Origin of the sequence: Actinomycetospora sp., from assembly GCF_036497585.1 — a bacterium.
Classification (GTDB): domain Bacteria; phylum Actinomycetota; class Actinomycetes; order Mycobacteriales; family Pseudonocardiaceae; genus Actinomycetospora.
The window spans coordinates 21,567-46,913 of sequence record NZ_DASXJD010000080.1 but is presented as its reverse complement, the minus strand read 5'-3'; the positions used below and the strand labels follow the sequence as shown (position 1 = coordinate 46,913).

Genomic DNA, 25,347 nt, shown 5'->3' with positions numbered 1-25,347 from the left:
CCCGGCCCCGTGCCCGGGCCCGACCAGGTGCTCGCCGGTCACCTCGCGACCGCTGCGGCGACCGGGATCGTCCACCACCGCGCTCAGCGCGAGGTCGGGACCGTCAACGAGCAGCTCAAGCACGCGCTGGCCAGCCGGATCGTCATCGAGCAGGCGAAGGGCCTCCTCGCCGAGCGCCACCGCCTGGACCTCGCCGTCGCGTTCCTCCGGCTGCGCAGCCACGCCAGGAGCAACAACCAGCGCCTGGCCAACGTCGCCCGAGCGGTCGTCGAGGGAACTCTCGACCTGCACTAGGGCGTTGCCCTCGTCCGCGCCGCCTGGCCCGCCTGACGCGGGCTCTGTCTCACGGCCCTCCGAGAAGTCCGCCGAGCATGTGCTCTGACCGTGCCTGGATGTTCACCATTCGAGGATCTCCGGGGCAACGGTCGGTGCGGCAGGTTTCGAGAAAGACGAATTGCGCGCCCGTCGGTCCTCCCTTTCGCCAAGCGTCCGTTTTATTGTGGGTCGGCTCGCCGGCGCCCCGTGGGGCGAAGGCGGGATGCACCGGCGTCGTTCCGGACCCCGACGACGTGTCCTCACCATTGCGACGCGTTCGGGGGAGAGCCGTGGTGACTGCACGCATCGTCACGATGTGGACCGACGACCACAAGGTGCACGTTCGGCTGGGCGGCGACGCCGACGCCGACCTGCCCGTCCGACTCGCCAGAACGATGGCCGGCCTCCTGCGGGCCGGCGCGACACATCTGGTCGTGCACCTGGACCTCCTCGGCGGTGACGAGACCGCGGTCCTCGATGTCCTCGCGACCACGTGTCGGCAGCTCTGGCTCCGCATGGGGGTCATGGAGACCGTGGGACTCCGCACCTCCCGCGACCTCGAGACCGGGAATACCGAACCGGCCCGGAGCTCCCATGGCTGAGGCTGCTCAGAACTGCGCGGAGAACGCGATGTGGGTGTGCGCGCTGATGGTGCCGGCGAGGGCTGTCGCGCTGTGGGAGACGGTGTCGTTGCGACGGCCGGAGACCTGCTGCACGGCACCTCCGATGACCCCGGCCGCCTGGGCGAGCTCCTCGAGGACGCTTCGCGCCCAGGCGGTCCGGTCGCTCCCGGCGGGACACAAGCGGTCACCGTGCTCGTCGAGGTCCCGGAGGACGTGGAGTGCTTCCCGGATCGACGCGGCACTGCGTTCTTCAGGCGCCATGACTCCTCCTTCGTGAGCGCTTCTTCCTGGGGTGATGTCGTCGCCGCGGCGCCGACCGCTGAGTGATCACGGGCTGCGGCGACGCCGTTCTTCGAAATGTCCCCGCGTGAGCCCCACCGCCGCGCTCATGAGCCGAGCCCGGTCGACAGCTCGGGGAGGCGGCGCCGGCGCGTCGCAGGGATTCCATCGGTTTCCTCCGGGCTCGGCTCTCGCGGTCGGGATCGTGGTCACGACAGGTTGACGATCCGACCGTCGGCGTCGATGTCGATCTCGTGGGCGGCGGGGTGGGTGCCCAGACCGGGCATCGTCCGCATCTCTCCGCAGAGCGGGTAGATGAACCCGGCACCCACCGACGCACGCACTTCCCGGACGGGCAGGCGCCAGCCCGTCGGTGCGCCCATGAGCGCCGGGTCCGACGAGATCGAGAGGTGGGTCTTGGCGATGCAGACCGGGAGCCGGCCGAACCCGTTGCGCTCGTACACGTCCAGGGACGCGGCCGCCGACGGGGCGACGTCGATGCCGTCCGCGCCGTAGACCTGACGGGCGACGACCTCGATCTTCTCCCGCAACGGGAGGTCGTCGGGATAGAGGAACCGGAAGCCGGACGGCTCGTCCGCCGCCTCGGTGACCGCCTCGGCGAGCTCCGCGGCACCCTTGCCGCCCTCGGCGAAGTGGGTGCACACCGCCGAGCGGGCGCCCGCGGTCGCGGCGATCTCGGCGATGGCGGCATGCTCGGAGGGGTGGTCGCCGGGGAACGCGTTGATCGCCACCACCGGGGGAACGCCGTGGAGCCGGATGTTCTCGATCTGCTTGCGCAGGTTCGACCCGCCGGAGTGCACCTCGTCGGGGTTCTCGACGAGCAGCGCCTCGGGCAATGCCCTCCCGGCGACGATCCGGTGGTTGCCGCTGTGGGCCTTCAGGGCGCGGACGGTCGTGACGACGACGGCCGCGTCGGGCACGAGGCCCGAGGCCCGGCACTTGATGTTGAAGAAGCGCTCCGCGCCCATGTCGGCGCCGAACCCGGCCTCGGTGACGAGGAAGTCGGCACCGCGGATACCGATGAGGTCGGCGACGATCGACGAGTTGCCGTGCGCGATGTTGCCGAACGGACCCGCGTGGACCAGGACGGGCGTGTTCTCGAGCGTCTGCATCAGGTTCGGCTTCAGCGCGTTCACCATGATCGCGGCCATGGCGCCGGCGCCACGGACGTCCTCGGCGGACACCGCCGTTCCGTCCCGGCGGTAGCCGACGACGATGCGCCCGAGGCGCGCACGCATCTCGCTCAGCGACCCGGACAGCGCCAGGACGGCCATCACTTCGGACGCCGCGGTGATGTCGAACCCGGTCTGGCGGGGGACCCCGTCGAGCCGCCCACCCAGCCCGGTGATGATGTTGCGCAGGGACCGGTCATTGGCGTCGATCACCCGCCGCCATGTGATCTGGTGGGGGTCGAGGTCCGAGGCGTTGCCCTGGAACAGGTGGTTGTCCAGCACCGCGGAGAGCATGTTGTGGGCCGCGGTCACGGCGTGGAAGTCGCCGGTGAGGTGCATGTTGAGGATGTCCATGGGGACGACCTGCGCGTGGCCGCCGCCCGCCGCCCCGCCCTTGATCCCGAAGGTGGGACCCATCGAGGGCTGGCGGATGGCGACGGTCGCGCGCTTGCCCAGGTGGGAGAAGGCCTGTCCGAGCCCGACCGTGGTGGTCGTCTTGCCCTCGCCGAGCGGCGTCGGGGTCACGGCGGAGACCACGACGTACCTGGCCCTCGGGCGGTCGGCGAGCTCCTCGATCGCGTCGAGCTTGATCTTCGCGACGTCGTCGCCGTAGGGCTCGAGCAGGTGGGGCGGGATGTCTATCGACGCGGCCACGTCGCGCAGGGGCACGAGCCGACCGGACCGGGCGATCTCGAGATCGGACGGGAAGGGCATGGGGGTGTCCTTTCGGGAGTCCCGGGCGCGGCATGCTCGGGCGTCGACCAGCAGGGGAGGGGCTCGTCCGTCCGCGGTCAGTCGACGTCGGTCTCGAGGCGGCCGTCGTCGGTGAGGCGGAAGCGTCCGGCGCTGATCGCGCTCGCCCAGGTCGCCGTCGGGACCACGGCGCCGAAGGGGAAGAAGTGGACCGTCGTGAGGAGGCTCTCGGCGTCGTCCGCCACCGCCCGCGCGAGGCCCGCGAGGGTCTGGGCGGGCCGGTAGACCTGCGTGGCGAGCTTGAGGACGCTGCCGCCCTGCTTGCGCAGCACCGACAGCGAGGGCCCGATCCCGCAGCTCAGACCGAACTTGAGGAGTCGGGCGGGCGAGGTCAGGCCGGGCAGCCCGACGTGCACCGGCAGCCGGTTGCCGGCGTCGCGCATCCGCCGCTCCCAGGCGACGACCGGGTCGGCGGAGAAGCAGAACTGGGTGACGAGGTGCAGGGGCAGTCCCGCGTCCGCCGCGATCTTGTTCTTCTGGACGACGGCGTCGTCGACGGCGCCCGGGTCGACCCCGGGGTTGCCTTCGGGGTGTCCGGCCACCCCGATGCTGGCGAAGCCCCGACGTTGCAGGGCGGGGGACTCGAGGACCTGGAGGGTCCGGTCGAGCGACCCGGCCGGCTCCGCGATCGACCCCGCGACCAGCAGGATGTCGGTGACCTCCTGGTCCGCGAGCTGCCCGAGGGTGCGGTCGAGCGCACCGAGGTCCGCGATGGCGCGGACGGCGAGGTGCACCACCGGCCGCAGCCCGACCTCGCGGGCCCGCCTCGCCGTGGCCAGGGACCGCTCGAACGGCACGTTGCCGAGGAACGTCACGTACACGGCCGTCCCCGGGGCCAGCACGCGGGCAGCCTCCTCGAGCTTGTCGGTCTCCCGCGGCGTCACCTCGATGCTGAAGCCCTCCACCAGCCGCCGGGCGGTCCCGAGCGCCGTTGTGGCGCTGCCGTGCTCGTCGGTCATGACTTCTCCTCCTGGCCGGTCGCGGCGACGAGCACCGGGGCGATCTCGTCCCGTAGAAGGACGCGATCTGGCAGGTCCTCGTCGCTGGTACACGTGAAACGCGCCGTGCCCGCCGTTGCCGACACCTGCACCGCGTCGCAGTCGACGCCGTGCGCCTCCGGCCATTCGCGGTACGTCGAGAAATCGGTTCCCGCGGCACCGACCAGCAACGGGTGGTGGCCGAGGACGCCCAGTCCGAACGCGATGTTCGCGCCGACCCCGCCCCGGCGGCACGTCGAGATCGTCGACCAGGAAGCTGAGCGAGAGGCGGTCGAGGTGTCCGGCGACGAGGTGCTCGGAGAATCGACCCGGGAAATGCATGAGGTGATCGGTCGCGATCGACCCGGTGATCGCCGTTCTCGTGACCGCCACGGGAGCTCCTGCATCGATGGTGATGGTCCACCGATCCTCCCCGGGGAGCGGGGAGGTCCTCATCGGTCAGGAGGACAACGCTCCGGCCACGCCTTTGTGCCGGGCCACAGGGCTTGCGTCGGCACCGGGCCGCGGCGTGACATGCAGAAATGCCGGGGCCCGGGCGAGGAGATCCTCGCCCGGGCCCGGGGACCGCGACGTGTCAGAGGCCGAGCTTCTCGGCGGCCGCGCGGACGCCCTCGACCCGGTTGTGGATCTTCTGGAACGCGACCTCGCGGGCGAAGTCCGGCGAGCCGTGGCTGGGCTTCTCGTCGATCGAGAACGGCGAGAACCCGCAGTCGTCCGTGGCCCCGAGCTGCTCGCGCGGGATGAAGTTCGACGCCCGCACCAGGGCGTCACGGACCTCCTCGGGGCTCTCCACCCGCGGGTTGAGCGGATTGATGACCCCGACGAACGCGGTCTGCGCCACGCCGTTCGCGTCGCTGCGGACGTGCTTGCCGATCGACTCGTACACCGGGTCCTTGTCCCGCTCGCTGGCCAGTTGGATCAGGAAGTAGCCGGCGTTCATCTCGAACATCTTCGGCAGCAGGTTGTTGTAGGGCACGTCCGCCGAGTGCACCGAGTCCCGGTCACCGCCGGGGCAGGTGTGCACGCCGATGTTGACGCGCTCCTCGGGGGTGAAGCGGTCGAGCACCCAGTTGTTGATCTCGATGAAGTGGTCGAGCAGGCCGGCCCCGGTCCACGGGTTGCGGGGGTCGTTGCGGGTCGCGAGCCGGCCCTCGGTGAAGTCGATCGACACCCGGGCGGCACCCGCCTCGAAGGCCTGGCGGATGTCGCGCTCGCACTCGTCGGTGAGGTCCTTCTCGAACTGCTCCTTGGGGTAGCCGGGGACCTCCTCCTCCAGCGGGTAGAGCAGGTAGAGCATCGAGGGTGCGATGACCGCCTGCTTCATCGGCCGGTGCGCGTAGCCGATGGACTTCTTGAGCGTGTCCGCGGCGTAGGTCTTGTAGTGGAACGGGCCGCCGGTCAGCCGTGGCAGCTGGCGGCCGTGGCCGTCGGCGAAGATGGCGAAGAACTGACCGCCCTCGCCGGAGAGGTTGTCCGCGAGGCCGGTGCCCGCGAGCGTGTCGGTGATCGGGTAGGTCGCGAAGCTCGACCACCGCTGCTCGCCGTCGGACACGATCGGGGACCCGGCCGCCTCCTGACCGGCGATGGAATTCTTGACCGCCTCGTCCTGGACGGATTCGAGCTCGTCCTTGCCGATCTCGCCGCGGTCGTACGCGGCGTAGGCGTCCTGCAGCTTCTGTGGCCGGGGAAGCGAGCCGACCTGTTCGGTCGGGATGCCCGTGGCCTGCCTGGGGTCGTAGTCGCTCACGGTGTGCGTACCCTCCGGTGTCCTCGTCGACCGTGCGGTGGGCGTCCGAGGCGGCCTGCGCGGCGAGAACTGACGTCGTGCGAGACAGACCGGTCTCATCAGCACTGCGACCGTAGGACGTGATCTGCCTCACGTCAAACGTCACGTCCGGTCCGGGCGCCGGCTGCTCGACCGCACACCCCGATCAGGTCCCGGACGAAGTCGATGTCCGTGGCCCCGTCGCCACAGACCACGAGGCCGTCGGCACGGGCGGCCACCCCGACCGCGAGCTCGGTCGCCAGGCGCCGACCGACCGTGCGGGCTTGCGGGCCCGCGCGTTCCAGCTCGAGCACCGTCTGGTCGGGGATGCGGACGTCGGGCACCTCGTGACGCAGGTAGTCGGCCTCCTCGAACGTCGTGAGCGGCCGGAGCCGGACCAGGACCGGCGTCCGCGTCCCGACCGCACGCAGGAGGCGATCGAGGCCGTCGGTTTCGAAGACGGTCTCCGTGACGAGGAACGACGCACCCGCGTCGATCTCGGTCTGTGCCTCCTGGACGGCGGCGTCCAGATCGTCACGCCCGAGGTTGACCCGTGATCCGATCTCGAACGCGGTCGGGGTCGTCAGCCCGACGCCGTGGTGGTCGCGGCCCTCGTTGAGCCCGCGCAGCAGCCGGACGAGTCCGAGGGCGTCGACCTCCCAGATGCCGTCCGTGCTCGGGTAGTCACCCAGCAGCGGCGGCGACCCGGTCTCGCACACGATGCGGTGGACGCCCAGGACGGACGCGCCGAGCAGGTCCGCCTGGAGCGCCATGATCGTGCGGTCCCAGGTGGGGACGGCGACGATGGGGTCGATGCCCACCTGGTCGCTCAGGTGGACGGCGAGGTTGATCGTGTTGACGCGCGCTCGGGGTGCTCGGGAGGCGGAGACGACGACCGTGTCGACGCCGACCTCGCGCAGGGCGCGGGCACCGTCGACCGTGGTCGCGGTCTCGCCCGGCGCCGGCGGGACGAGCTCGGCGGCGACGACGAACCTCCCGGGACCCTCCGCCTGCGCCGCCGCGGCCGGTGCCGTCCGCGCGGGCGACCGCGGCGACGTCGTCGGGCGCGTCCTGCGGTGATCGCGCACGATCTCGACCACGGCACCGATCTGGCTCGGGGTCGTCCCGCAGCAGCCGCCGACCACGGCCACGCCGGCCGCGAGCAACTGCCGGACATAGCGGACGAGGTAGTCGGAGTCGATCACGTACTCGAACCGTGACGGGCCGACGCGGCGGGGCAGCCCCGCGTTGGGCTGGGCGGCCAGGGGCGCCGAGGTGTGCTGGGCGAGCTCCCGGATGACGGCGAGGCAGCCCTGGGGTCCGAGGGTGCAGTTCATGCCGAGTGCGGCGACCTGCTCCGGCGGGATCGCGCGGGCGAGGTCGACGACGGTGTGTCCGCTGAGGGTCCGGCGGTCCTCGGCGAACGTCGCCTCGGCGATCACGGGGATCCCGGTCGCCGAGGCGGCGTCCACCGCCTCCACCAGCTCGTCGAGGTGTCCGAACGTCTCGAGCATCAGCAGGTCCACCCCGGCGCTCACCAGGACCTCGATCTGCTCCTGGAGGGCGTCCCGCCGGTCCTGGGCGGGGATCGCGCCGCGCTGGTGCACCGTGACCGCGGGCGAGACCGATCCGGCGACGACGACGGCTCTGCCCGTGGCCACGGCCGCCTGCCGGGCGATCTGGGTGCCCACCCGGTTCATCTGCTCGGTCGCGTCGGCCAGACCCGCGCCGGCCAGGCGGATCCGGCTGGCTCCGAAGGTGTTCGTCTGGACGATGTCGACCCCGGACGCGAGGTAACTGTCGTGGACCGCCCGCACGACCCCCGGGTCCGAGAGATTGAGGTAGGGGAGGTGCTGGTCGAGCGGATGACCTGCGGCGTGGAGCATCGTGCCCATGGCGCCGTCGCAGACGAGCACGCCGGCCCGACCCGGTATCACGGAGTCGTTCATCGGGCCTCCGAGGGAAGGAGGATCTCCACGGCCATCTCGGCGAGCAGCCGGTCTCGGTGCACGTCCAGCGAGAGGCCGGTGAGCTCCTCGATGCGCCGGATGCGGTAGCTGACCGTGTTGGGGTGGATGTGCAGGCTGGCGGCGGCGCGCCGCGGGCTGCAGTTCACGCCGAAGTAGGCCGAGAGGGTTCGCAGGTGCTCGGACCCCCCGGCGGCGTCGTGCTCGAGCAGGCCCCCGAGCACCTCCCGCGCGAACTCGCGCAGATCGGTGACGTCGGGGACCTTGAGCAGCAGGCGTTGTACCCCGAGTTCGGCGAACGCCACGACCCCGTCGGCCGGCGCGATCCGCAGCGTCGTCTCCAGCGATCGCCGGGCCTGGCTGTAGGACTCGCTGATCTGCGGGGCGTGACGGCACGGCCCGCCGACCCCGATGGCGACGACCACACCGCTGTGACGGTCCTGCGCCACCCGCCGGCAGCGGACGGCCAGGTCCTTGACCTCGCCGAGGGTGTCCGTGCCGCCCGGGCACCGCAGGATCCCCACCACCTCGTCCCCGCGCGTGGCGACGATCGCGCCCGGCGCGTGGCGGAGGAGGAACCCCTCGACGGTCGCGTGGGCGGCGGCCACCGGCCCGGACCCGGACTCGCCCCCCGGAGCCGGGTCCGCGGCGGGCCGCGCCTGCACGGCGAGCACGTGGTGTTCGCGTCCGTCGTCGAACCCGAGGTGGCGGGCCCACCGGTGTATCTCGCCGTCGTGGGGGCCGCGGCCCTGCAGGATGCCCTCGATGAGGTCCCGGCGCGCCCGCCCGGCCGCCGCGGCCACCACCTGTTCCCGTCCCAGGACGACGCCGCAGATCATGGCCGCGTGCTCGCTGAGCAGGAGTCGGACGTCGTCGCCGAGTCCCTCGCCGCCGGGCCCGAAGGTGACGAGGTAGGCGGTCAGCTCGTCCCCCGAGGTGATCGGCGCGACGACCACTGCCGACGACGGATCGGAGGACCCGGGCAGCGTCACCGCGCGCCGTGCGCGAGCCACCCCGGAGAGCACGGGCCCCAGCCCGCGTCTCCCGGCGTGCGACCGGAGGACCTCCACGACCGGCCGGTCGTCGTCCGTCTGGCCGGCGGTCGCCATCACGTCGAGCGCGGCGGACAGCACGGCGACGCGGGCCCCGACCGCCCCCGCCAGCTGGCGGGTGACGGCGGACAGGTCGGACCGGTCGGTCGCCAGCGCCGACAGCCGCCCGTACACGGTGACGATCTCGCGCAACGCGGTCGCCTCGGTGCGCTCCGCGGAGGGCGCGAGGGGCTCCGGCTCCTCCCGGTGACGCCGCGGGCGCATCGGACGTCCGACCACGGCTCCCTCCTTTGTGGCGTGGGCACAATCCGAGGGTCCAGTTCTTGTGACCCAGGTCCTATGGACCCTCGGTGCGACGGCGGGGACGCACGTGCTGACGGCTGGGACGACGGTAACCCCTGCTCACGGCCGCGTGGCCGGCGGTCGAGCGGAGCGCCGGCACCGGCGAGGAGCGGTTCTTCACGGTCCCACCTTTGTAGCCGGGCCACAACGGAGTCGGCGCAACCTTGACCTCGCCGACGATGACGGCTCGGGCGGGATTCCTCCACGCTGCTGGCGGGACCGTCACAGGAGGCCCGGATGCTCGTCGACTTCCGCCCGCACGCTCGGCTGCGCAGCACGAACCCGGTCACGGTGGAGGACTCGCTCGGCCCGGTCGTCGATGCGCTGAGCAGGAGCGCCATCGACCTCTCCCGGGTGCGGGTGGTCTGCGACTGGGTGCAGTACCGCCACAGCTTCCGGGACGCGGTCCAGATACGGCCGATCCTGTCGGGTGCGCCCGGCGACCCCGTACCGGGAGGGGCCCGCGAGGACGACCTCGAGGTCGCCGTCGATGTCCGTCGGGCTGCGACCACCGCGCTGCGCGACGTGACCGGTGAGCTCCTGCGCGCCCACGCGGCGGGGCCCGCGGCCGCCCCCGTGGCCGCTCCCGAGGCCGCGGACGTCGTCCTCGAGGACTGGGGACCGACCCGGCAGAGCTGCATCTGGGGCTTCAACGCCCTGTACTGGACGGCGCTGGACCTGTGGGAGAAGGCCACCGGCCAGGCCTACGAACAGGCCCTGCCCGGCGGCGAGAGCGACGCCCGCAACCAGGAATCGGCCCGGGACGTCATCCTCGAGCTGTTCTCGGTGTGGGACGGGCTGGCCGACCGCAGCGCCCTGCCCCCCGAGCTCTACGTGGTCGAGCTCGGGGTGGGCAACGGCGGCCAGGCGCGGGTGTTCCTCGACGAGTTCCGCGAGCTCGACGCCCACCACGGCCGCGGCTACTACCGCCGCCTGCATTACCTGATGTGCGACTACTCCGCGCACGTGCTCGACCTGGCCCGCGAGGCCGTCGCCGAGCACACCGACCACGTGAGCTCGTTCGTCCTGGACGCCACGAAGCCGCGCTCGGCGCTGGGCTTCCTGCAGTTCCGGGTCTTCCTGATCTACATCTCCAACGTCTACGACAACCTGCCGACCGACGAGGTGGCCCAGCTCGGCGGGCGCACCTACCTGGTCGAGTCCCGCGCACACATCCCCGCCGCCGACGCGGCCGACCTCGCCGCCTCGGTCGACGCGCGGCCCGACCAGCTCCCGGAGCTGGTGCACAAGCTGCTGCGCCTCGGCCCGACCCTGCTCGCCGAGGCGGCGCCGGCCCACGTCGACAGCCCGGAGGCCGCCGTGGAGTTCTGGCGCCGGACCTGGGCCGCGGTCCGGCTCGCCGAGCGCTACGTCGGGCTCGCCGGCCTCGACACCTACCAGCTCGCGCCCGCGGTCAACGGCGAGGTGCTGCGCCCGCTGCTCGAGTCGGGCGCCGACCTGCGCATGCACGTCAGCAACGGCGCGGTCGCCAGCTTCACCGAGACCCTCCCGCTGCTGCACCCCTACGGGAAGCTCGTCTGCCACGACATCTTCGCCCGCGACCTGGGGGCCTACCGCCACGGCTTCCGGGGCCCCGGCAAGTACGACGGCTCCGTCGTGAACTGGGTCAACGGTCCGCTGCTCGCCCACGTCGGGAGGCGGCGGGGCTTCGACGTCGCCTACACCCCGTTCGCGCACCGGGTCGGGACCAACATCGTCACCATGAGCGCACGGGTCAGGGACTGACCATGACACCGCCCCGCCGCGCGGACCTGCCCCTGCTTCCGACCACCGTCGTCGGGTCCTGGCCGGTGCCGGAATGGCTCGAGCGTCTCAAGACCGACCGGTTCAGGAACCGGGTCAGCGGCACCCAGCTCGCCGAGGTCCACGACTGCGCCGTCACCGCGGCGATCAAGGACCAGGAGCTCGCCGGGCTCGACATCGTCTCCGACGGCGAGCTGCGCCGCGACAACGACGTCGACTACCTGCTCTCCCGCATCCCCGGCATCGAGCTCCCGGTGACCACCAAGGACTTCTACTACGACTACTACGACACCCGCGTCGCGTCCTCGCCGCGGCCGTCGCCCACCGACCCCGGGCTCGGCCTCGACGACGACCTCGACTTCGCCCGGGCCCGCACCGACCGCCCGATCAAGTTCTCCTTCACCGGACCGTTCTCCCTCGCCCGGCGGGTGGTCGACGACGTCCACGGCGAGCCGGCCGACCTGGTCCGGGCGATCGCGCACGTGCTCGCGGAGGCGGCAGCCGCCCTGGGCGACGCGGGGGTGGACCTGCTCCAGATCGACGAGCCGTTCCTCGCCGGCTGTCCCGAGCAGGTCGGCCTCGCCGTGGAGGCGGTCAACATCATCACCCGCGACGTCGAGGTGCCCTGGGCGCTTCACGTCTGCTACGGCAACCGCTACGCCCGGCCACTCTGGGAAGGCCACTACGACTTCCTCTTCCCGGCCGTTCTCGACGCCCGGGTCGACCAGCTCGTGCTCGAGTTCGCCCGCAAGGGCGACGAGGACCTCCCGATCATCGAGCGCTCCGGGTGGGACCGCTCGATCGGGCTCGGCGTCATCGACGTCAAGTCGACGACCGTGGAGACCCCCGAGCTCGTCGAGGCCCGGATCCGTCGCGCGCTCGATCTCGTGCCACCCGACAAGTTGATGATCAACCCCGACTGCGGACTGCGGAACCTCCCCATCCCCGTCGCCACGGCCAAGCTCCGCGCGATGGTCGACGGCGCGGCACGGGTCCGGGCGGACCTCGCCTGCGCCGCGGCCGAGCACACGTCCCCGGAGACCAACGGGCACATCTCTTCCGCCGCGGTCCTCCCCGACGCGACCCGCGGCGACGGGGCGACCCACCCCCTCCGGCCCGACCCAGCAGCTGTCCCAGGAGGCCCCGGATGATCCAGGCACCGACGTCGGAATACCTGTTCACGTCAGAATCGGTGACGGAAGGACACCCGGACAAGATCGCGGACGCGATCTCCGACGCCGTCCTCGACGCGGCGCTGCGCGACGACCCCGGCTCCCGGGTGGCCTGCGAGACCATGATCACCACGGGCATGGTCGTCCTCGCCGGGGAGATCACCACCAGGAGCCAGGTCGACTACACCCAGGTCGTCCGGGACACGGTCAACCGCATCGGCTACGACGACGGGCGCTACGGGTTCGACGGGCACAACTGCGCGGTCCTCACCGCGCTCGACAAGCAGTCCCCGGACATCGCCCAGGGCGTCGACCGGGCCGCCGAGGCCAGGGCGCTCTCCGAGGACGAGCTGGACTCCGCCGGCGCCGGCGACCAGGGGATGATGTTCGGGTACGCGTCCGACGAGACCCCCGAGCTGATGCCGATGCCCATCGCGCTCGCGCACCGGCTGGCCCGCCGACTCGCCGCGGTCCGCAAGGACGGCACGCTGGACTACCTCCGCCCCGACGGCAAGACGCAGGTCTCGGTCCGGTACCGGGACAACGTGCCCGTCGGCGTCGAACGCGTGCTCCTGTCCACCCAGCACGCCGAGGACGTCACGACCGAGCAGATCCGTGAGGATCTGTGGTCGCAGGTCGTGACCGCCGAGCTGCCCGGCGACTTCTACGAGGCCGACGCCCTCCGGCGCGACCTCCTGATCAACCCGACCGGTCGCTTCGTCGTCGGTGGACCCGTCGGCGACGCCGGGCTGACCGGGAGGAAGATCATCGTCGATACGTACGGCGGTTTCGCCCGGCACGGGGGCGGGGCGTTCTCCGGCAAGGACCCGTCGAAGGTCGACCGGTCGGCGGCCTACGCCGCCCGGTACGTGGCCAAGAACGTCGTGGCCGCCGGGCTCGCGAGCCGCGCGGAGGTCCAGGTCGCCTACGCCATCGGCGTCGCCCGCCCGGTCTCGCTGTTCGTCGACACCTTCGGCACCGAGCAGATCGATCGCCCGGTCATCGAGAAGCTGGTGGCCGAGCACTTCGACCTCCGCCCGGCAGCCTTCCGGCGCTACCTCGACCTCCACCGTCCCATCTACTCGGCCACGTCGGCCTACGGGCACTTCGGGCGAGAGGACGGCGACTTCTCCTGGGAGCGCACGGACCGGGCCGACGGGCTGCGGGCCGCGGCCGGTCTGTAGGCGGTCGACGGTCCGATCAGCTCGTCACGTGGGCACGCAGGAGCAGGCCGCCCATCTCCTTCGCGGCGTCGGCGGCGTCCCGGTCACCCTCCTGAGCGGCGATGATCGAGCCCTTCATCAGGATGTGCCACTGCCGCGCCACCAGGGTCGGATCGTCGACACCCGCGGCCTCGGCCTGCTCCCGCAGGTAGCCCCGAATCCGCCGGAGGTGCTCGACCGCTGCCTGGAACACCGTGTCGGCGGGATCGTTGATCTCCATCATCGTCGTGAGGAAGACGCAGCCCTCGAAGTCGGGTCGAGCGAACCACTCGCCGAAGAGATCGAAGATCGACAGCAGCTGTTCCTGAGGGGTGCGTCCACGCTGTCGGCTCTCGTGGATGAGCCACTGCTCGGTCCAGCACCGCTCCCGCCGGGACAGGAAGTCCAGGATGAGGTCGTTCTTGGACGGGAAGTTGCGGTACAGCGTCATCTTCGCGGTGCCCGCGTGCGCAACGACCGCGTCGACCCCCACCTCCCGCACACCGTGACGGGTGAACAGCTCGTACGCCGCGCGGCCGATCCGTTCGCTGCCACGAAGCTGCGCCGACTCCGACGGAGTCCCGTCACCAGTTGCGTCCACGTCCTCACCTCCGCCACGACGATACGTCGGGACGCGTCCAGCTCCCCCGAGGAGTGGCGCCGACGCTGCTCCGGGGGCAGACCTGCTCTGCGTTGGGGACGCCGCCGACGGCTGGAGGTCCACCGCGTCGCTCGTCTCGGGCCGGTTCGGGGGCGAGGTCCGTGCCGGTTGGTGGCGGCCCGGGTTCTCAGATGCCGGGTCAGGTCTGACCCTGGAGCGGGAGACGGACGTTGAGTGTCGGGTTGCCGCAGGAGCTCAGGGGGAAGGTCCGGCCGATCCGCTCCGCACCGGGGGTGAGCAGCTGGATCGTGGTGGTCAGGTCGCGACCGATGATGGCGTCGACGTCGACCATCAGGTCGAGGTTGATCGTTCCTTTCTCGCGGCATCCGATGCATTCGCGGGGACGGATGGGTTGGAAGAACGCTTGCCGCGCGACCGGGACACCGTCGGCGGACAGAACGGCCTCGAAGGTGCCCGGGATGGCGAGGCGATCGATGCCCTTGAGCCGCACCGAGGCCTGCCGTTGCGGTTGGACGGTGATGGCTCGGGCCGCGGCGAGACTGCCGAATGTCAGAGGAGCGATCGAAGGACGGGGCGGGCCCGGGGGCGGTGTCTGGGCGAGGGCGTAGCCGACGCCGGCCGCGGCGAGGTCGATGGTGTCGGCGACCTTGGTGGTGAACGGGGGCAGATCGTCGAATCCACTCGTGAGGAAGTCGGACTGTCCGTCGGTGATGGTGCTCCGGAACGTCCACTCGGTGGTGGCCTGCATGGTCTGTTGCCATTCCCACCACAGCCGGTCCCAGTTGGCGTGGAAGAACCAGAAGATCGGGTCGTAGGTGGCGACCTCCGGGTTGGACATCGTGGCTCCGGTCGACGGGTGGCCGTTGTCGTGGCCCCCGCCTTCGAGGGTGTTCCTGAACGTGCCCCAGTCGAACTGGGACAGGGCAGCGTTGATGTTCGCCGGGATGTTGCGCTTGTTGACGTTGGTGAGCACGTCGGTGGCCGAGTTGCGCTGGGTGCTGTCGCCGGCGGCGAAACCATCGCCGATGTCGCGGGGCAGGGTGAAGGAACTGAAGGGCGCGGTGTAGAGGAACGCGGGGGGTTCGGCGGTGATGTCCCAGAAGGGCAGGGTGACGTGTTCGCAGCCGGGCACGCTGCGCAGGGCGTCCTCGAAGCCGATGAGCATGGGCCGGTGCCACGGCAGGAATCGGTCCTCGTGGTGCAGGCACTCGAACGGGTCGGGTAACCCGTGGACGCTTGCCCACCCGAAGTAGTTGTCGTCGGCCGTGGGTGCGCGATCAGTCACGGCGTCGCCGGGTCGGTCCATCAGTCCTTGGAACGCGGTACGCAACGTGGTGATCTCGTCATCGGTAAGATCCCGGGCGTCTTTCCGGATCCGGTCGCCGGTACCGGGCTGGACCGGTGCGGTGTCGGGGGTGCCGAGTGGGAGTCCGGTGGTGATCCAGTTGCGGAACGTGGTGGAACGTTCCTGACTCCATCTGCGGGCCGGATCGGGCGGCATGTCGGCGTTCGGTGGCCGCGTGTGCTGGAACACGCGGGTGGCCGCGGCCCTGAGTGCGGGATATGTGGTCAGGTCGATCCCACGCGCGAGCATGTGCTCGAGATCGACTCCGTCGAAGAAATGGCGGATGTCTCGCATGTAGGTGGGGGCGTCAACGACTACGTCGGCCATGTGGTGGTCTCCTTGATGTCGAAAGGACTGGGGGTGTCTCGGCGACGGCCCTCGCGGGCGGGGCGTGACCTGCCGCGCCAGTGAGCGGCTGGCGCGGTTGGGGCCGGGCCGTGCCGCATCAGGCGGTGGCGGGCGCGACGAGAGGCAGCAGCCCTGACACCCTGTGCTGCTGGGCCTGCTCCCCGGCCTCGGGTGCCCCGATGCGGTAGCTCACGTCGAGCAACATCAGGACCAGCCAGTAGTGCAGGTCGGCCGACCAGGCGAGCCGGCGCTGGCCGTGGTCGTCGGGGAGCTCGCGTGGGTGACCGGGAACGGCGCTGGGGTTGGCGCCAAGGGGGACGGACGGGTGGGCGGGGTCTGTGGGCGCCAGGCTCCACGGGTCGTGCATTCCGTGGAATCCCTGGTGGGTCCCGAGGAAGACCGATTTGAAGAACTCGAAGTGGCCGTGTTCGCCCTCCTCCAGGATTGCCGTGAGCTCGTCGGGCCACTCGCTCAGGTGGGGGCTGGCGAGAGCGAAGCCTCGTAGCTTCGGATAGGCCGTGCTGACCGAGAACATCGAGTACAGGTACTGGACCATCAGCGCATGCTCGATCTCGGAGGCCTCACGTAGTAGCCGGATCAGCTCGAGCAACGGATGGGCGAAGTCCCGGACGATTCCTACGGTCGCTGGTGCTGCCTGGTCGGTCGGGGGGCCGGCCTGGAGTTGAAGCACGACGATCCCGCCCCCCGCGATCACGAGCCGCGCTACTCGGGCGGCGATGTGATTATCGAGGCGCGGTCAGAAGGGTAGGAGCCGCCGTCCGTGCGATGGTGAATGCATCGAGCATCGCTGGGTTGCCGCAGGATGGGCGGGTGCGCACTCCGCTGGCAGGTCCGTCTGGCTGATCCGACGACTCTGATGATTCAGCCGGCTGCCCTCGCCGCCGGACTCACCTTCCGACACGCGAGGTCAGGATTGTGTGGGGTGGTCGATCAGAGAGGCTGCTGCCGTTTCCCTGCAGCAGCACCAGACGGACGGTGAGCCCGGCGGCGGGCAGGCACACCGCCTGAGGTTCCCCCGCTCACCACACCCCGGGGCGCTTCAGACCGTTTCTGGTGGGCTCGCGGCGTCGATGGCAGGAACCGGGCCGCGCCACTTCTCGATCTCCACCAGCGCCCGGGCGCCGGCGCAGCCCTGGGAGAGGCGGGAGGACCCGACGTCGCGCGTCAGGACGTTGACGTTGCCCGCCGCGCACAGGAGGGGTTCCACGTCCGGGACCGGGGAGAGCCAGGCACCCGTCGACATCTGCACGACGCCCGGGGAGAGGTCGGCGTCGACGACGACGCCGGCGAGGCACGCGCCACGATCGTTGAGGACACGGACCAGGTCGCCGGACCGCAGTCCGCGTCGTGTGGCGTCCGCCGGGTGGATGCGTACCGGCTCCCGGCCCGCGACCTTGGACTCCCGGCTGTGCTCCCCGAAATCGAGCTGACTGTGCAGGCGGGCGGCCGGGTTGTTGGCCAGCAGGACCAAGGGAAAGCGGCCGGCGCGCTCGGAGCCGTGCCACTCGACGGGCTCCAGCCACGTGGGGTGGCCGGGGCAGTCCCGGTAGCCGAACGACGCCACGACCGCGGACGACAGCTCGATCCGCCCGCTCGGGGTCGCGAGGGGATGCGCCGCGGGGTCACGGCGGAAGTCGGCCAGCAGCACGCCCGGCGGTGGCGAGGGGACCCGCACCTGCCCGGCCGCCCAGAACGCATCGAAGTCCGGTCGTGCCGCGTCGTCGGCGCGCCAGCCGTCGTAGAGGTGACGCAGCCAGTCGGCTGCACTGCGCCCCTCGGTGTACTCCTTCTCCGTTCCCAGCACGGCGGCGACCGCCGAGAAGGCGGTGTAGTCGTCCCGCGCCTGTTCGTAGGGCGCCGCGCCCGCGTGCATGGCGGTCAGGAAGGTGTCGGTGCGCGAGGCACCGATGTCGTCGCGCTCGAGGGTGACGGTCGCGGGCAGCACGATGTCGGCGTGCCGGGCGGCCGGGGTCCAGTAGGGCTCGTGGACGACGACGGTGGGCACACGGCGCCAGGCGGCGCGCAGCCGCGCGAGGTGCTGGTGGTGGTGGAACGGGTTGCCGCCGCACCAGTAGACGAGCTCGATGTCGGGGTAGCGCCGACGGGCGCCGTCGTAGTCGTACTCCGCGCCGGGGTGCAGCAGCATGTCGGCGATGCGAGCCACCGGGATGCGCTCGCGGACCGGGTTGTGGCCCTGGGGGAGGGTCGGCAGCGTCGTGGTGTGGGCGGGGTGCCCGTTGTCGCCGATCGAGCCGTACCCGTGTCCGAAGCCGCCGCCGGGGAGTCCGATCTGACCGAGCAGCGCGGCGAGGAGCACGCCGGCCCAGACCGGCTGTTCGCCGAACTCGGCGCGCTGCAGGGAGAAGGTCAGTGTGATCATGGTGCGCCGCGAGGCCATCCGATGCGCCAGCGCCGTGATCGCGTCGGCGTCGACCCCGCACAGTTCCGCCGCCCACCGCGGAGACTTGGGCGTCCCGTCGGACCGGCCGAGCAGGTGGTCGAGGACCTGGTCGCTGCCCGCGCAGTGGGTGGCCAGGAACGCCTCGTCGTACAGGCCCTCGGTCACGAGCACGTGGCAGAGGGCGAGGAGGAATGCGGCGTCGGTCCCCGGCCGCACCGGGAGCCATCGCGACGACACCTCCGCCGGCAGGTCCCGGCGGTCGGGGCCGACCAGGACGAGCTCGGTACCGCGGGCCGCCATCGCGGCCAGATGACCCTCGGTGGTGTGGGCGGTGACCCCGCCCGGAGCAACGGCCATGTTCTTGGCGGGCACCCCACCGACGCAGACCATCAGCTCGGTGTGCTCGAGGAGCACCGGCCAGCTGGTCAGCGATCGCAGGATCTCCGGGCCCGCGCCGAGGACGTGGGGCAGCAGCACCTCCGAGGTCCCCGCGCTGTAGGTGTTGACCGAGGCGACGTAACCGCCCAGCGTGTTGAGGAACCGGTGGACCTGGCCCTGGGCGTGGTGGAACCGGCCGGCGCTGGACCAGCCGTACGAGCCGCCGAACACGGCCTCGGGCCCGCGTTGCGAGTACACCCGCCGCAGCTCGTCGGCCAGCCGGTCGACCACCTCGTCCCACCCGACCGGGACGAAGGGCTCGTCGCCCCGTCGCGGGGCCGGTCCGGGTCCGTCGCGCAGCCAGCCCTCGCGCACCATCGGCCGGGGGATCCGCAACCGGTGCCGCAGCGACCCGACGAGGTTGCCGAGCAGGGGCGACGGGGCCGGGTCGAACGGCGAGGGGTGCACGGCGGTGACGTCGCCACGCTCGATCCCCGGGGTGAACGCCCCCCAGTGGGAGGTGTGGAAGTGGGAGGTGGAGGAGGGCGGTCCGGCGGTCACCGGGGCGCCCTGAGCACACCCAGCGTGCTCCACGCCCGGGTGGCGAGGTGCAGGTTGAACCAGATGTCGGGGTCGCTCAGGTCGAGGTCGGCGATCTGCCGGATGCGCTGGAGCCGGTACTTCAGCGTGCTGCGGTGCACGATCAGCGACTTCGCGGTGAGCTCGTAGTTGCCGCCGCGCTCGAGGTGGTGGGCCAGGGTGCGGACCAGTTCGGAGCCGCGCCGGGCGTCGTACTCGAGCAGCTTGCCGAGCCAGTGCTCGACGAACCGGTCGATCTCCCCGAGGTCCTCGATGCCGATCAGCAGGCGGTACACCCCGAGGTCGTCGAAGCGGATCGCGGCGGCGTCGCGCTCCCAGCGGTCCGGCAGCCGCAGCGCGAGCTTCGCCTGCCGGTAGGACCGCGGGAAGTCGACCACCTTCTCGCAGCGCTCGCCGATGCCCATGCGGGCCCGCCGGTCCCCCAGGTCGCGCACGACCGCGCGACGCAGGTGCTCCCAGTCGGACTCGGTGTCGGCGAGCAGCACCACCTCCGCACCCCGGGCCACGAGGAGGGAGCCGGCCGGTTCGTCCCGGGCGGCTCGTCGCACGGCCTGGAACAGCGCGTCGTTGTCGCCGGTGTTCTCGGGTCCCTCCACGACGACGACCCGGTGGGGGCGCTGCAGGTCGTAACCGAGGGCCATCGCACGGGCCAGGCCGCTCTCCTCGTCCGTGCCGTTGAGCAGCTCGTCGACGACGTCGCGGCGCAGGCGCAGCTTGCTCTCGGTGAGGCTCTGGACCCTCGCCAGCTCCATCGCGAGGATCGTCGCGCCGTGCTCGAGGGCCATCAGCTCCTGGTCACCGGCCCGGCGGTCCGGGTCGACGAGCACGATCACGCCCAGGGTGTCGCCCCGGGGCTGCGCCACCGCCAGCACCCGCGCGCCCTCGCGGAGCGGCCGGGCCTCCCGCTTCGCGCGGGCGATCAACCGGTCGCGGCAGGCCGCGGAGTCCTTGGGGTAGGGCTCGGGACGATGTGGCCCGGCCCACGCCTGCAGGTTGCCGTACCGGTCCTCGATCGCGACCTGCAGCCCGGTCAGCTCGTGCACCGCCAGCGCGATCCCTTCCTGCCCTTCACCCGAGACGGCGACGGCGGTCAGCCGGGTGTGGATGTCCATGCTGTGCTGCAGGGCCCCGACGGTGCCGCGCAATCGCTCGTTGAGCACCGACAGGGTGGCGGCTGTGGCCTGTTCCTGGGCGTGCAGGCGTCGGTTGGCCAGGGCACCACCGGTCTGTTGGGCCAGGGCCCGGAGCAGGAACTGTTCCTCGTTCGTCGGCTCGCACCCGGCCCCGACCACGAGATGGCCGAGGTGGCCGGACTGGCTGCTCAACGGGAAGGCCCACGCCCATCCGGTGTCGGGGAGTCCGACGGAGCCGCCGGAGGTACCGACGTGCGTGAGGTGATCGAGGAGCCCGACCGACGGCGTCTCGCCCGCCAGCTCGATGGTGACCGTCGTGCACCGGGCCAGCGACCGCGCGGCCGTCGTCGCCAGCATGAGGATCTGGTGCTCGTCGGCCCCCTCGGTCATCAGCTTGCCCAGCACCAGCAGGCTGCGCATGCTCGAGAGGAGCCCACGCTCGCGCGGTGTGGACGCGGCTACGGCGGTCACCGTGGTGCCCACGCCGCATCGAGCACGGCGGTCGGCGACGCCACCGTCGGCTCGGGGTGCCGGTTGAGGTACACGTCCGGCTCGATGTACCACGGGTTGTCCATCAGCTGCCCGCTGATCAGCACCGCGGGGTGCGTCCGCAGGATGTCCACCAGGATCTCGCCGTCGGTGAACCGCGCGAGGTCGTAGAGGCAGAGGACCACCTGCGGGTAGCGGGGGAGGAAGTCGTTGAGCCGGGACTCGTAGGTCAGGAGGTCCTCCGCCCCCGGGAGACCGCTCAGGGCCCAGGTCATCTCCCCGACCGCGCGCACGAACCCGAAGCCCTCGCGGTCCACGGCGCCACCGACGGCGCTCTCCCAGAACCCGATCATCCGCTCGATGCCGAAGAACCCGTCGAGGAGATAGCTCGACTCGCTGTACAGGTGCTGGAGGTGCCCGAACGCGAGATCGGGGTCGGTGGCACTCTCGATGGCGAGGGCCCGGACGGAGTCGCTCGCGAGGGGGTCGTCGGTGACGCAGATGCACTTGTCGCCGGCCCGGAGGCCTTCGCGGAGATAGGGGACGAGGATCTCGTCCCGCTCCGCGGACCCGCGGTAGAACGCACAGATGTGATCGCCGGGCGCGAGGCTCACGCCCGGAAGCCCCATCGACATCGATGTCGTCATGTGTGGCTCCCGCGTTCGAACTACCGACCGTAGCGTCGGGCGTGCTCGACGACCAGGGCGTCCGCATCGAGGGCGCGAGGCGCGACGGGGCCTCGGACGCTACGCGGACCGACGGCGCGCATCCTCGACCTGCGAGGACGGAGTGCGACTCGGCTCTCGTCCACTCAGGGCGAGAACTTCCAGTCGACGGCGATCGCCCCGTCCCGGGTGGACAGGACGGGGTTGAGGTCGAGCTCGGTGACGTCGTCCGCGGCTAGCAGCGCCTGGCCCGCGCCGACGACCACGTCCGCGAGCGCGTCGAGGTCGACCGCGGGTCCGCCGCGCGCCCCGCACAGGATCGGGTGGCCGCGCAGCTGGGCGAGGAGGTCGCGGGCGTCGGCGCGGTCGAGCGGGGCCAGCGCGAAGGCGACGTCGCCGAGCACCTCGACCCAGATGCCTCCCAGGCCGACCATCACGGTGGGGCCGAACACGGGGTCGCGGAGCGCGCCGACGGCGACCTCGATCCCGGCCAGCTGGGGCTGCACGAGCACCGGTCCGAGCGCCAGCAGCTCGGTCGCGGCCGTCCGGACGTCGTCGGGGCCGTCCAGCCCCGTCCGGACGCCGCCGATCTCGGTCCGGTGGGCGGCCGACCCCACCTTCACGACGGCGGGGTAGCTCGTCGCCGCCCGCACCGCCTCCTCCGCGGACGTGCACAGGACCGAGGGCGCGGTGCGGACACCGCAGCCGGCCAGGAAGTCGGCCGCGCCGAGCGGATCGGTCGGTCTCGGGGAGCCGCCTGGTTCCGGGCCGGGCGGGAGTGGGGTGATGCGTGCCCGGGCCCGCGCGTAGCGGTGCGCGTGTCCGATCGCCCGGGCGGTGCGCGCGGGCCACTCGAAGCAGGGCACCCCGCTCTCCTGCAGCAGGTCGGCGTGGGGTCGGGCGTCGCGCGGCGCGACCCAGCACACGGCCACCGGGACCTCGACGGCGTCGGCGCGCAGCCCGGCCACCGCGTCGCGCAGCGCCTCGACCGTCGGCAGGTCGGTCGCGGCGCGCTGCAGGAGCACCGGCACGACGACGTCGACCTCGCCGCTGCGCGCGAGGAGGTCGGTGAGCGCGGGATAGAGCTCGGCGTAGCGCGCCCATACCGGCGTGACGTCCACCGGGTTCACCGGGCTCGCGAAGGCCGGGAGCATCGCGCGGATGCGCTCCTGGAGTGCGGGGGAGAGCGCCGGCACCGTGAGGCCCTCGTCGGCGAGCAGGTCGCAGAGCTCGACGCCGACCCCGCCGGAGTTGGTCACGATCGCGACGCGGGGTCCGGCCGGGCGGGGCTGGCCGTCCAGGGCCCGCGCCACGTCGAGCAGTTCCAGCCCCGAGGACACCTCCACGATCCCGGCCTGGCGGAACACCCCGCGCCAGACCGCCTCGGTCGACGCCAGCGCCGCGGTGTGGGACGCGGCGGCGCGGGTCCCGGCGCTGGAGCGTCCGGTCTTCGCCACGACGACGGGCTTGTCCGCGGTCGTGCGCCGGGCCTGCTCGACGAACGCGCGCCCGTCGGCGAGGGACTCGAGCAGGAAGCACAGGGTCTGCGAGGCGGGGTCGTCCGACAGTTCGGTGAGCAGCTCGGCGATGGTCACGTCACAGGTGTTGCCGGGCGCGAGGATCTTCGCGAACCGGGCACGCTCGTCGGTGGCCGTGGTGTGGATCGCCATGCCGTAGGCGCCGGACTGGCTGACCAGCGAGATGCCGCCCCCGCCGCGGGGGAGCCCGGTGGCCATCGAGGCGTTGAGGGGCAGGTCGCAGTTCTGGAGGCCGAAGCAGTTCGGCCCCACCACGCGCACGGGGCCGGCCGCCGCGACGAGCTCGGCCTGCAGCGCCGCACCGTCCGGGCCGGTCTCGGCGAAGCCGCCGGTCAGCACCACCATCGTGGCGACGCCCTTGGCCGCGGCGTCGGCGGCCACCGCCGGGACCGCCTGGGCGGGCACCGAGACCACGGCCAGGTCGATCTCGCCCGGGACGTCGCGCAGCGACTCCCCGGAGCGCACGGGCACGACCTCGCCCGGGAAGGAGGCGAGGTTGCGGCCCAGGACGTCCCCCAGGGACCCGGCACGGTCGGAGGCCCCGACCAGGGCGACCCGCCCCGGGGAGAACAGCGCGGTCAGCAGGCGCATGCGGTGCTCGCGGGGTGGGTGAAGTGGCGGGCGAGGTCGTCGGGGGAGAACTCCAGGCGACGAACCCCGAGCGTGTCGATCGCCCGGAGCGCGGCGAGCTCGGCCGGGCTCGGGGGAGCGAGGAGGTCCGCCACGGGGCGCGGCGGCACCGGCACGCCGTCCCCGACCTCCGGGTCGAGCCCGGTGCGGAGCTCGAAGCCGGTCGCGTCCCGGACGTCGGACTCGGTGACGTCGGGCCAGCGGCCGCGGAGCCGGGCGTGGCCCTCGACGTCGTAGTCGAAGATCCCGAGCTCGGTGACGAGCCACTGCGGCCCGCCCCCGGTGTACCGGAGCGCGGACCGCGATCCCTCCGGGGTCACGTGGCCGATGTCGGTGAGGAAGTCGAGGTCGCGCACCAGCGTGCGTCCCGCCCGGTGCCGGGTGGTCCAGAGGGTGAGCGCCCCGATGCTGGCCGAGATGTTGCAGCCCCCACCGCCGCCCCCGAGCTTGATCTTCGGCCGGGTGGGGTCCGGTCCGACGGCGGTGACGTTCGTGTTGCCGTACCCGTCGATCTGGCCGCCGGAGAGGAACATCCGGTCGACCGCGCCCCGGCACGCGGCGTCGAAGAACTCCTCGAACCGCATCCGGTACACCGCATCGCGGTGCAGGGCGAGGTCGTTGCCGGTGGGCGGGATGAACGCCGGGTCGGGATCCACCGCGTACGTGGCGCCCTCGACCAGCAGGCTGGTGGGGGCGTGCGTGCGGCGGGCGACGTGCATGGCGACCTGGGCGCACGGGCTGGCGAAGCCGTGGAACACCACCTCGCGGTCGGCGATCGTGCGGGCCAGGGCCACCACGAACCACTCGTCGAACGTCCATCCCGGGCAGGTCGGCGCGCTCACCGGAACAGCTCCTGCCAGGCCCCGGTCGAGGCCGACCAGTCGGCCAGGCGCCCTGCCTCGACGTCGTGGCGGTACGCGTCCTCCCCGGCGTGCACGTAACGCTCGAGGTAGGCGGCCAGCGCCGGCCCGGCCGCGGTGGCCGCGGCGAGGTAGGTCGCCAGGTGCGGGCGGTCGTAGGCGTACCCCGGGTAGCACGAGGACGGGTGCGCGCCGAAGGGGACCTCGGCGACGGCGGCCACGAGGTGGGCGGGGACGACCACCCCGGCGGCGGCCACCTCGTCGGTCGGGGCGAGGCGGTCGACGGTGGCCACGACCATCCCCGCCGCCGACGCGAAGCGTTCGTCGAGCACGAAGGGCTGGTCGAGGTGCAGGTTGCCGTGCCGGTCGCCCAGCGGCGCGTGCAGGAGGGCGACGTCCGGGCGCAGCGGGGGCACCGCCACCAGTTCCTCGCCGGTGAACGGGCACCGCACCCGGGCGTACTCGCGGTGCACCCGCTCGATGTCGGTGCCCTTGACCCCGCGCACCGGGAGGAAGGTCAGCCCCATCTCGGCGGCGCGGAGCTGAGCGAGAACGGTCGCGCAGCAGCTCTCGCGGACCTCGATCGCCCCGGTCTGCGCCGCCCGCCGGAACGCGGGGGCGAGGCCGAGATCCTGTTCGAACCCGACGTAGCTCTCCTCGCAGATCCCCACCGCCCCCGCCGCGACCAGCAGGTCCACGTCGATGCTGTGCGCGGACCCGACCAGGTGCAGCCCCCGGCGGTCCTGGCGGACCAGCTCCCGCACCAGCGCCATGGGCAGCCGGGCGCACAGGCCGCCGCCGAGGGCCACGAGCGCGCCGTCGCCGACCCGCGCGGCGGCCTCGGCGAGCGAGGCCCGCTTGTCCGGGGCGAGGTGGAAGGTGGTCACGGTGT

Annotated in this window: 20 protein-coding genes and 1 pseudogene; 5 read left to right on the top strand and 16 right to left on the bottom strand. The window is 72.2% G+C overall.

The annotated features are described in order from the left end of the window. Positions 1 to 294, top strand: a 294-nt coding sequence (locus VGH76_RS07315; protein WP_331555963.1) for an ANTAR domain-containing protein, incomplete at its 5' end; no start/stop codon positions are given. A gap of 314 nt (positions 295 to 608) precedes the next feature. Then, entirely contained in the window at positions 609 to 917 is a 309-nt protein-coding gene (locus VGH76_RS07310; RefSeq protein ID WP_331555962.1) for a hypothetical protein, read from the top strand. Positions 918 to 923: 6 nt separating this feature from the next. Here the strand turns inward: VGH76_RS07310 and VGH76_RS07305 are convergent, their stop codons facing one another. The 7 genes and pseudogenes from VGH76_RS07305 to VGH76_RS07275 form a co-directional block, all read right to left on the bottom strand. After that, on the bottom strand, positions 924 to 1,199 hold the full coding sequence (locus VGH76_RS07305; RefSeq protein WP_331555961.1) for a hypothetical protein: 276 nt from the start codon (positions 1,197 to 1,199) through the stop codon (positions 924 to 926). Positions 1,200 to 1,426: 227 nt separating this feature from the next. Beyond that, positions 1,427 to 3,124: a formate--tetrahydrofolate ligase gene (locus VGH76_RS07300; protein WP_331555965.1), complete on the bottom strand. Its 1,698-nt coding sequence runs from the start codon at positions 3,122 to 3,124 to the stop codon at positions 1,427 to 1,429. Between the two features lie 77 nt (positions 3,125 to 3,201). Then, positions 3,202 to 4,122, bottom strand: a complete 921-nt coding sequence (locus VGH76_RS07295; protein ID WP_331555960.1) for a hypothetical protein — start codon at positions 4,120 to 4,122, stop codon at positions 3,202 to 3,204. 52 nt (positions 4,123 to 4,174) lie between these two features. Next, positions 4,175 to 4,482: pseudogene (locus VGH76_RS07290) on the bottom strand (PfkB family carbohydrate kinase); the annotation flags it as partial. A 253-nt stretch (positions 4,483 to 4,735) separates the two neighbouring features. Further along, a complete protein-coding gene (locus VGH76_RS07285; RefSeq protein ID WP_331555959.1) occupies positions 4,736 to 5,908 on the bottom strand; it encodes a 5-methyltetrahydropteroyltriglutamate--homocysteine methyltransferase in 1,173 nt (390 codons plus the stop codon). 134 nt (positions 5,909 to 6,042) lie between these two features. Further along, positions 6,043 to 7,875: a bifunctional homocysteine S-methyltransferase/methylenetetrahydrofolate reductase gene (locus VGH76_RS07280; protein WP_331555958.1), complete on the bottom strand. Its 1,833-nt coding sequence runs from the start codon at positions 7,873 to 7,875 to the stop codon at positions 6,043 to 6,045. Further along, positions 7,872 to 9,224, bottom strand: coding sequence for a helix-turn-helix domain-containing protein (locus VGH76_RS07275; protein ID WP_331555957.1), 1,353 nt, complete (start codon positions 9,222 to 9,224; stop codon positions 7,872 to 7,874). Before VGH76_RS07275 ends, VGH76_RS07280 begins: the two co-directional genes overlap by 4 nt. Before the next feature lie 300 nt (positions 9,225 to 9,524). On the opposite strand from VGH76_RS07275, the gene VGH76_RS07270 reads away from it, so the two are divergent. The 3 genes from VGH76_RS07270 to metK are packed head-to-tail and all read left to right on the top strand — an operon-like array spanning position 9,525 to position 13,407. After that, positions 9,525 to 11,033 carry a hypothetical protein gene (locus VGH76_RS07270; RefSeq protein ID WP_331555956.1) on the top strand — a complete coding sequence of 503 codons (1,509 nt, stop codon included), beginning with the start codon at positions 9,525 to 9,527 and terminating at the stop codon, positions 11,031 to 11,033. Between the two features lie 2 nt (positions 11,034 to 11,035). Further along, the gene (locus VGH76_RS07265) at positions 11,036 to 12,202 is read left to right on the top strand and encodes a hypothetical protein (RefSeq protein ID WP_331555955.1); all 1,167 of its coding nucleotides are present in this window, start codon (positions 11,036 to 11,038) and stop codon (positions 12,200 to 12,202) included. Then, on the top strand, positions 12,199 to 13,407 hold the full coding sequence (gene metK, locus VGH76_RS07260; protein ID WP_331555954.1) for a methionine adenosyltransferase: 1,209 nt from the start codon (positions 12,199 to 12,201) through the stop codon (positions 13,405 to 13,407). The genes VGH76_RS07265 and metK overlap by 4 nt, the downstream gene beginning before the upstream one ends. A gap of 16 nt (positions 13,408 to 13,423) precedes the next feature. On the opposite strand, the gene VGH76_RS07255 is transcribed toward metK, so the two are convergent. The 9 genes from VGH76_RS07255 to VGH76_RS07215 form a co-directional block, all read right to left on the bottom strand. Then, on the bottom strand, positions 13,424 to 14,026 hold the full coding sequence (locus tag VGH76_RS07255) for a TetR/AcrR family transcriptional regulator (RefSeq protein ID WP_331555953.1): 603 nt from the start codon (positions 14,024 to 14,026) through the stop codon (positions 13,424 to 13,426). A 199-nt stretch (positions 14,027 to 14,225) separates the two neighbouring features. Further along, positions 14,226 to 15,719 carry a tyrosinase family protein gene (locus tag VGH76_RS07250; RefSeq protein WP_331555952.1) on the bottom strand — a complete coding sequence of 498 codons (1,494 nt, stop codon included), beginning with the start codon at positions 15,717 to 15,719 and terminating at the stop codon, positions 14,226 to 14,228. Positions 15,720 to 15,837: 118 nt separating this feature from the next. Beyond that, on the bottom strand, positions 15,838 to 16,455 hold the full coding sequence (locus VGH76_RS07245; protein ID WP_331555951.1) for a hypothetical protein: 618 nt from the start codon (positions 16,453 to 16,455) through the stop codon (positions 15,838 to 15,840). A 345-nt stretch (positions 16,456 to 16,800) separates the two neighbouring features. Continuing rightward, positions 16,801 to 19,101, bottom strand: a complete 2,301-nt coding sequence (locus VGH76_RS07240) for a molybdopterin-dependent oxidoreductase (protein ID WP_331555950.1) — start codon at positions 19,099 to 19,101, stop codon at positions 16,801 to 16,803. Beyond that, positions 19,098 to 20,693 carry a PucR family transcriptional regulator gene (locus VGH76_RS07235; protein WP_331555949.1) on the bottom strand — a complete coding sequence of 532 codons (1,596 nt, stop codon included), beginning with the start codon at positions 20,691 to 20,693 and terminating at the stop codon, positions 19,098 to 19,100. The genes VGH76_RS07240 and VGH76_RS07235 overlap by 4 nt, the downstream gene beginning before the upstream one ends. 47 nt (positions 20,694 to 20,740) lie before the next feature. Then, positions 20,741 to 21,409, bottom strand: a complete 669-nt coding sequence (locus tag VGH76_RS07230; protein ID WP_331555948.1) for an MEDS domain-containing protein — start codon at positions 21,407 to 21,409, stop codon at positions 20,741 to 20,743. Between the two features lie 164 nt (positions 21,410 to 21,573). After that, positions 21,574 to 23,556, bottom strand: coding sequence for an acetate--CoA ligase family protein (locus VGH76_RS07225; RefSeq protein ID WP_331555947.1), 1,983 nt, complete (start codon positions 23,554 to 23,556; stop codon positions 21,574 to 21,576). Further along, the gene (locus VGH76_RS07220; RefSeq protein WP_331555946.1) at positions 23,544 to 24,437 is read right to left on the bottom strand and encodes a hypothetical protein; all 894 of its coding nucleotides are present in this window, start codon (positions 24,435 to 24,437) and stop codon (positions 23,544 to 23,546) included. The genes VGH76_RS07225 and VGH76_RS07220 overlap by 13 nt, the downstream gene beginning before the upstream one ends. Further along, positions 24,434 to 25,342, bottom strand: a complete 909-nt coding sequence (locus VGH76_RS07215; protein ID WP_331555945.1) for a CoA transferase subunit A — start codon at positions 25,340 to 25,342, stop codon at positions 24,434 to 24,436. The genes VGH76_RS07220 and VGH76_RS07215 overlap by 4 nt, the downstream gene beginning before the upstream one ends. Positions 25,343 to 25,347 lie beyond the last annotated feature (5 nt).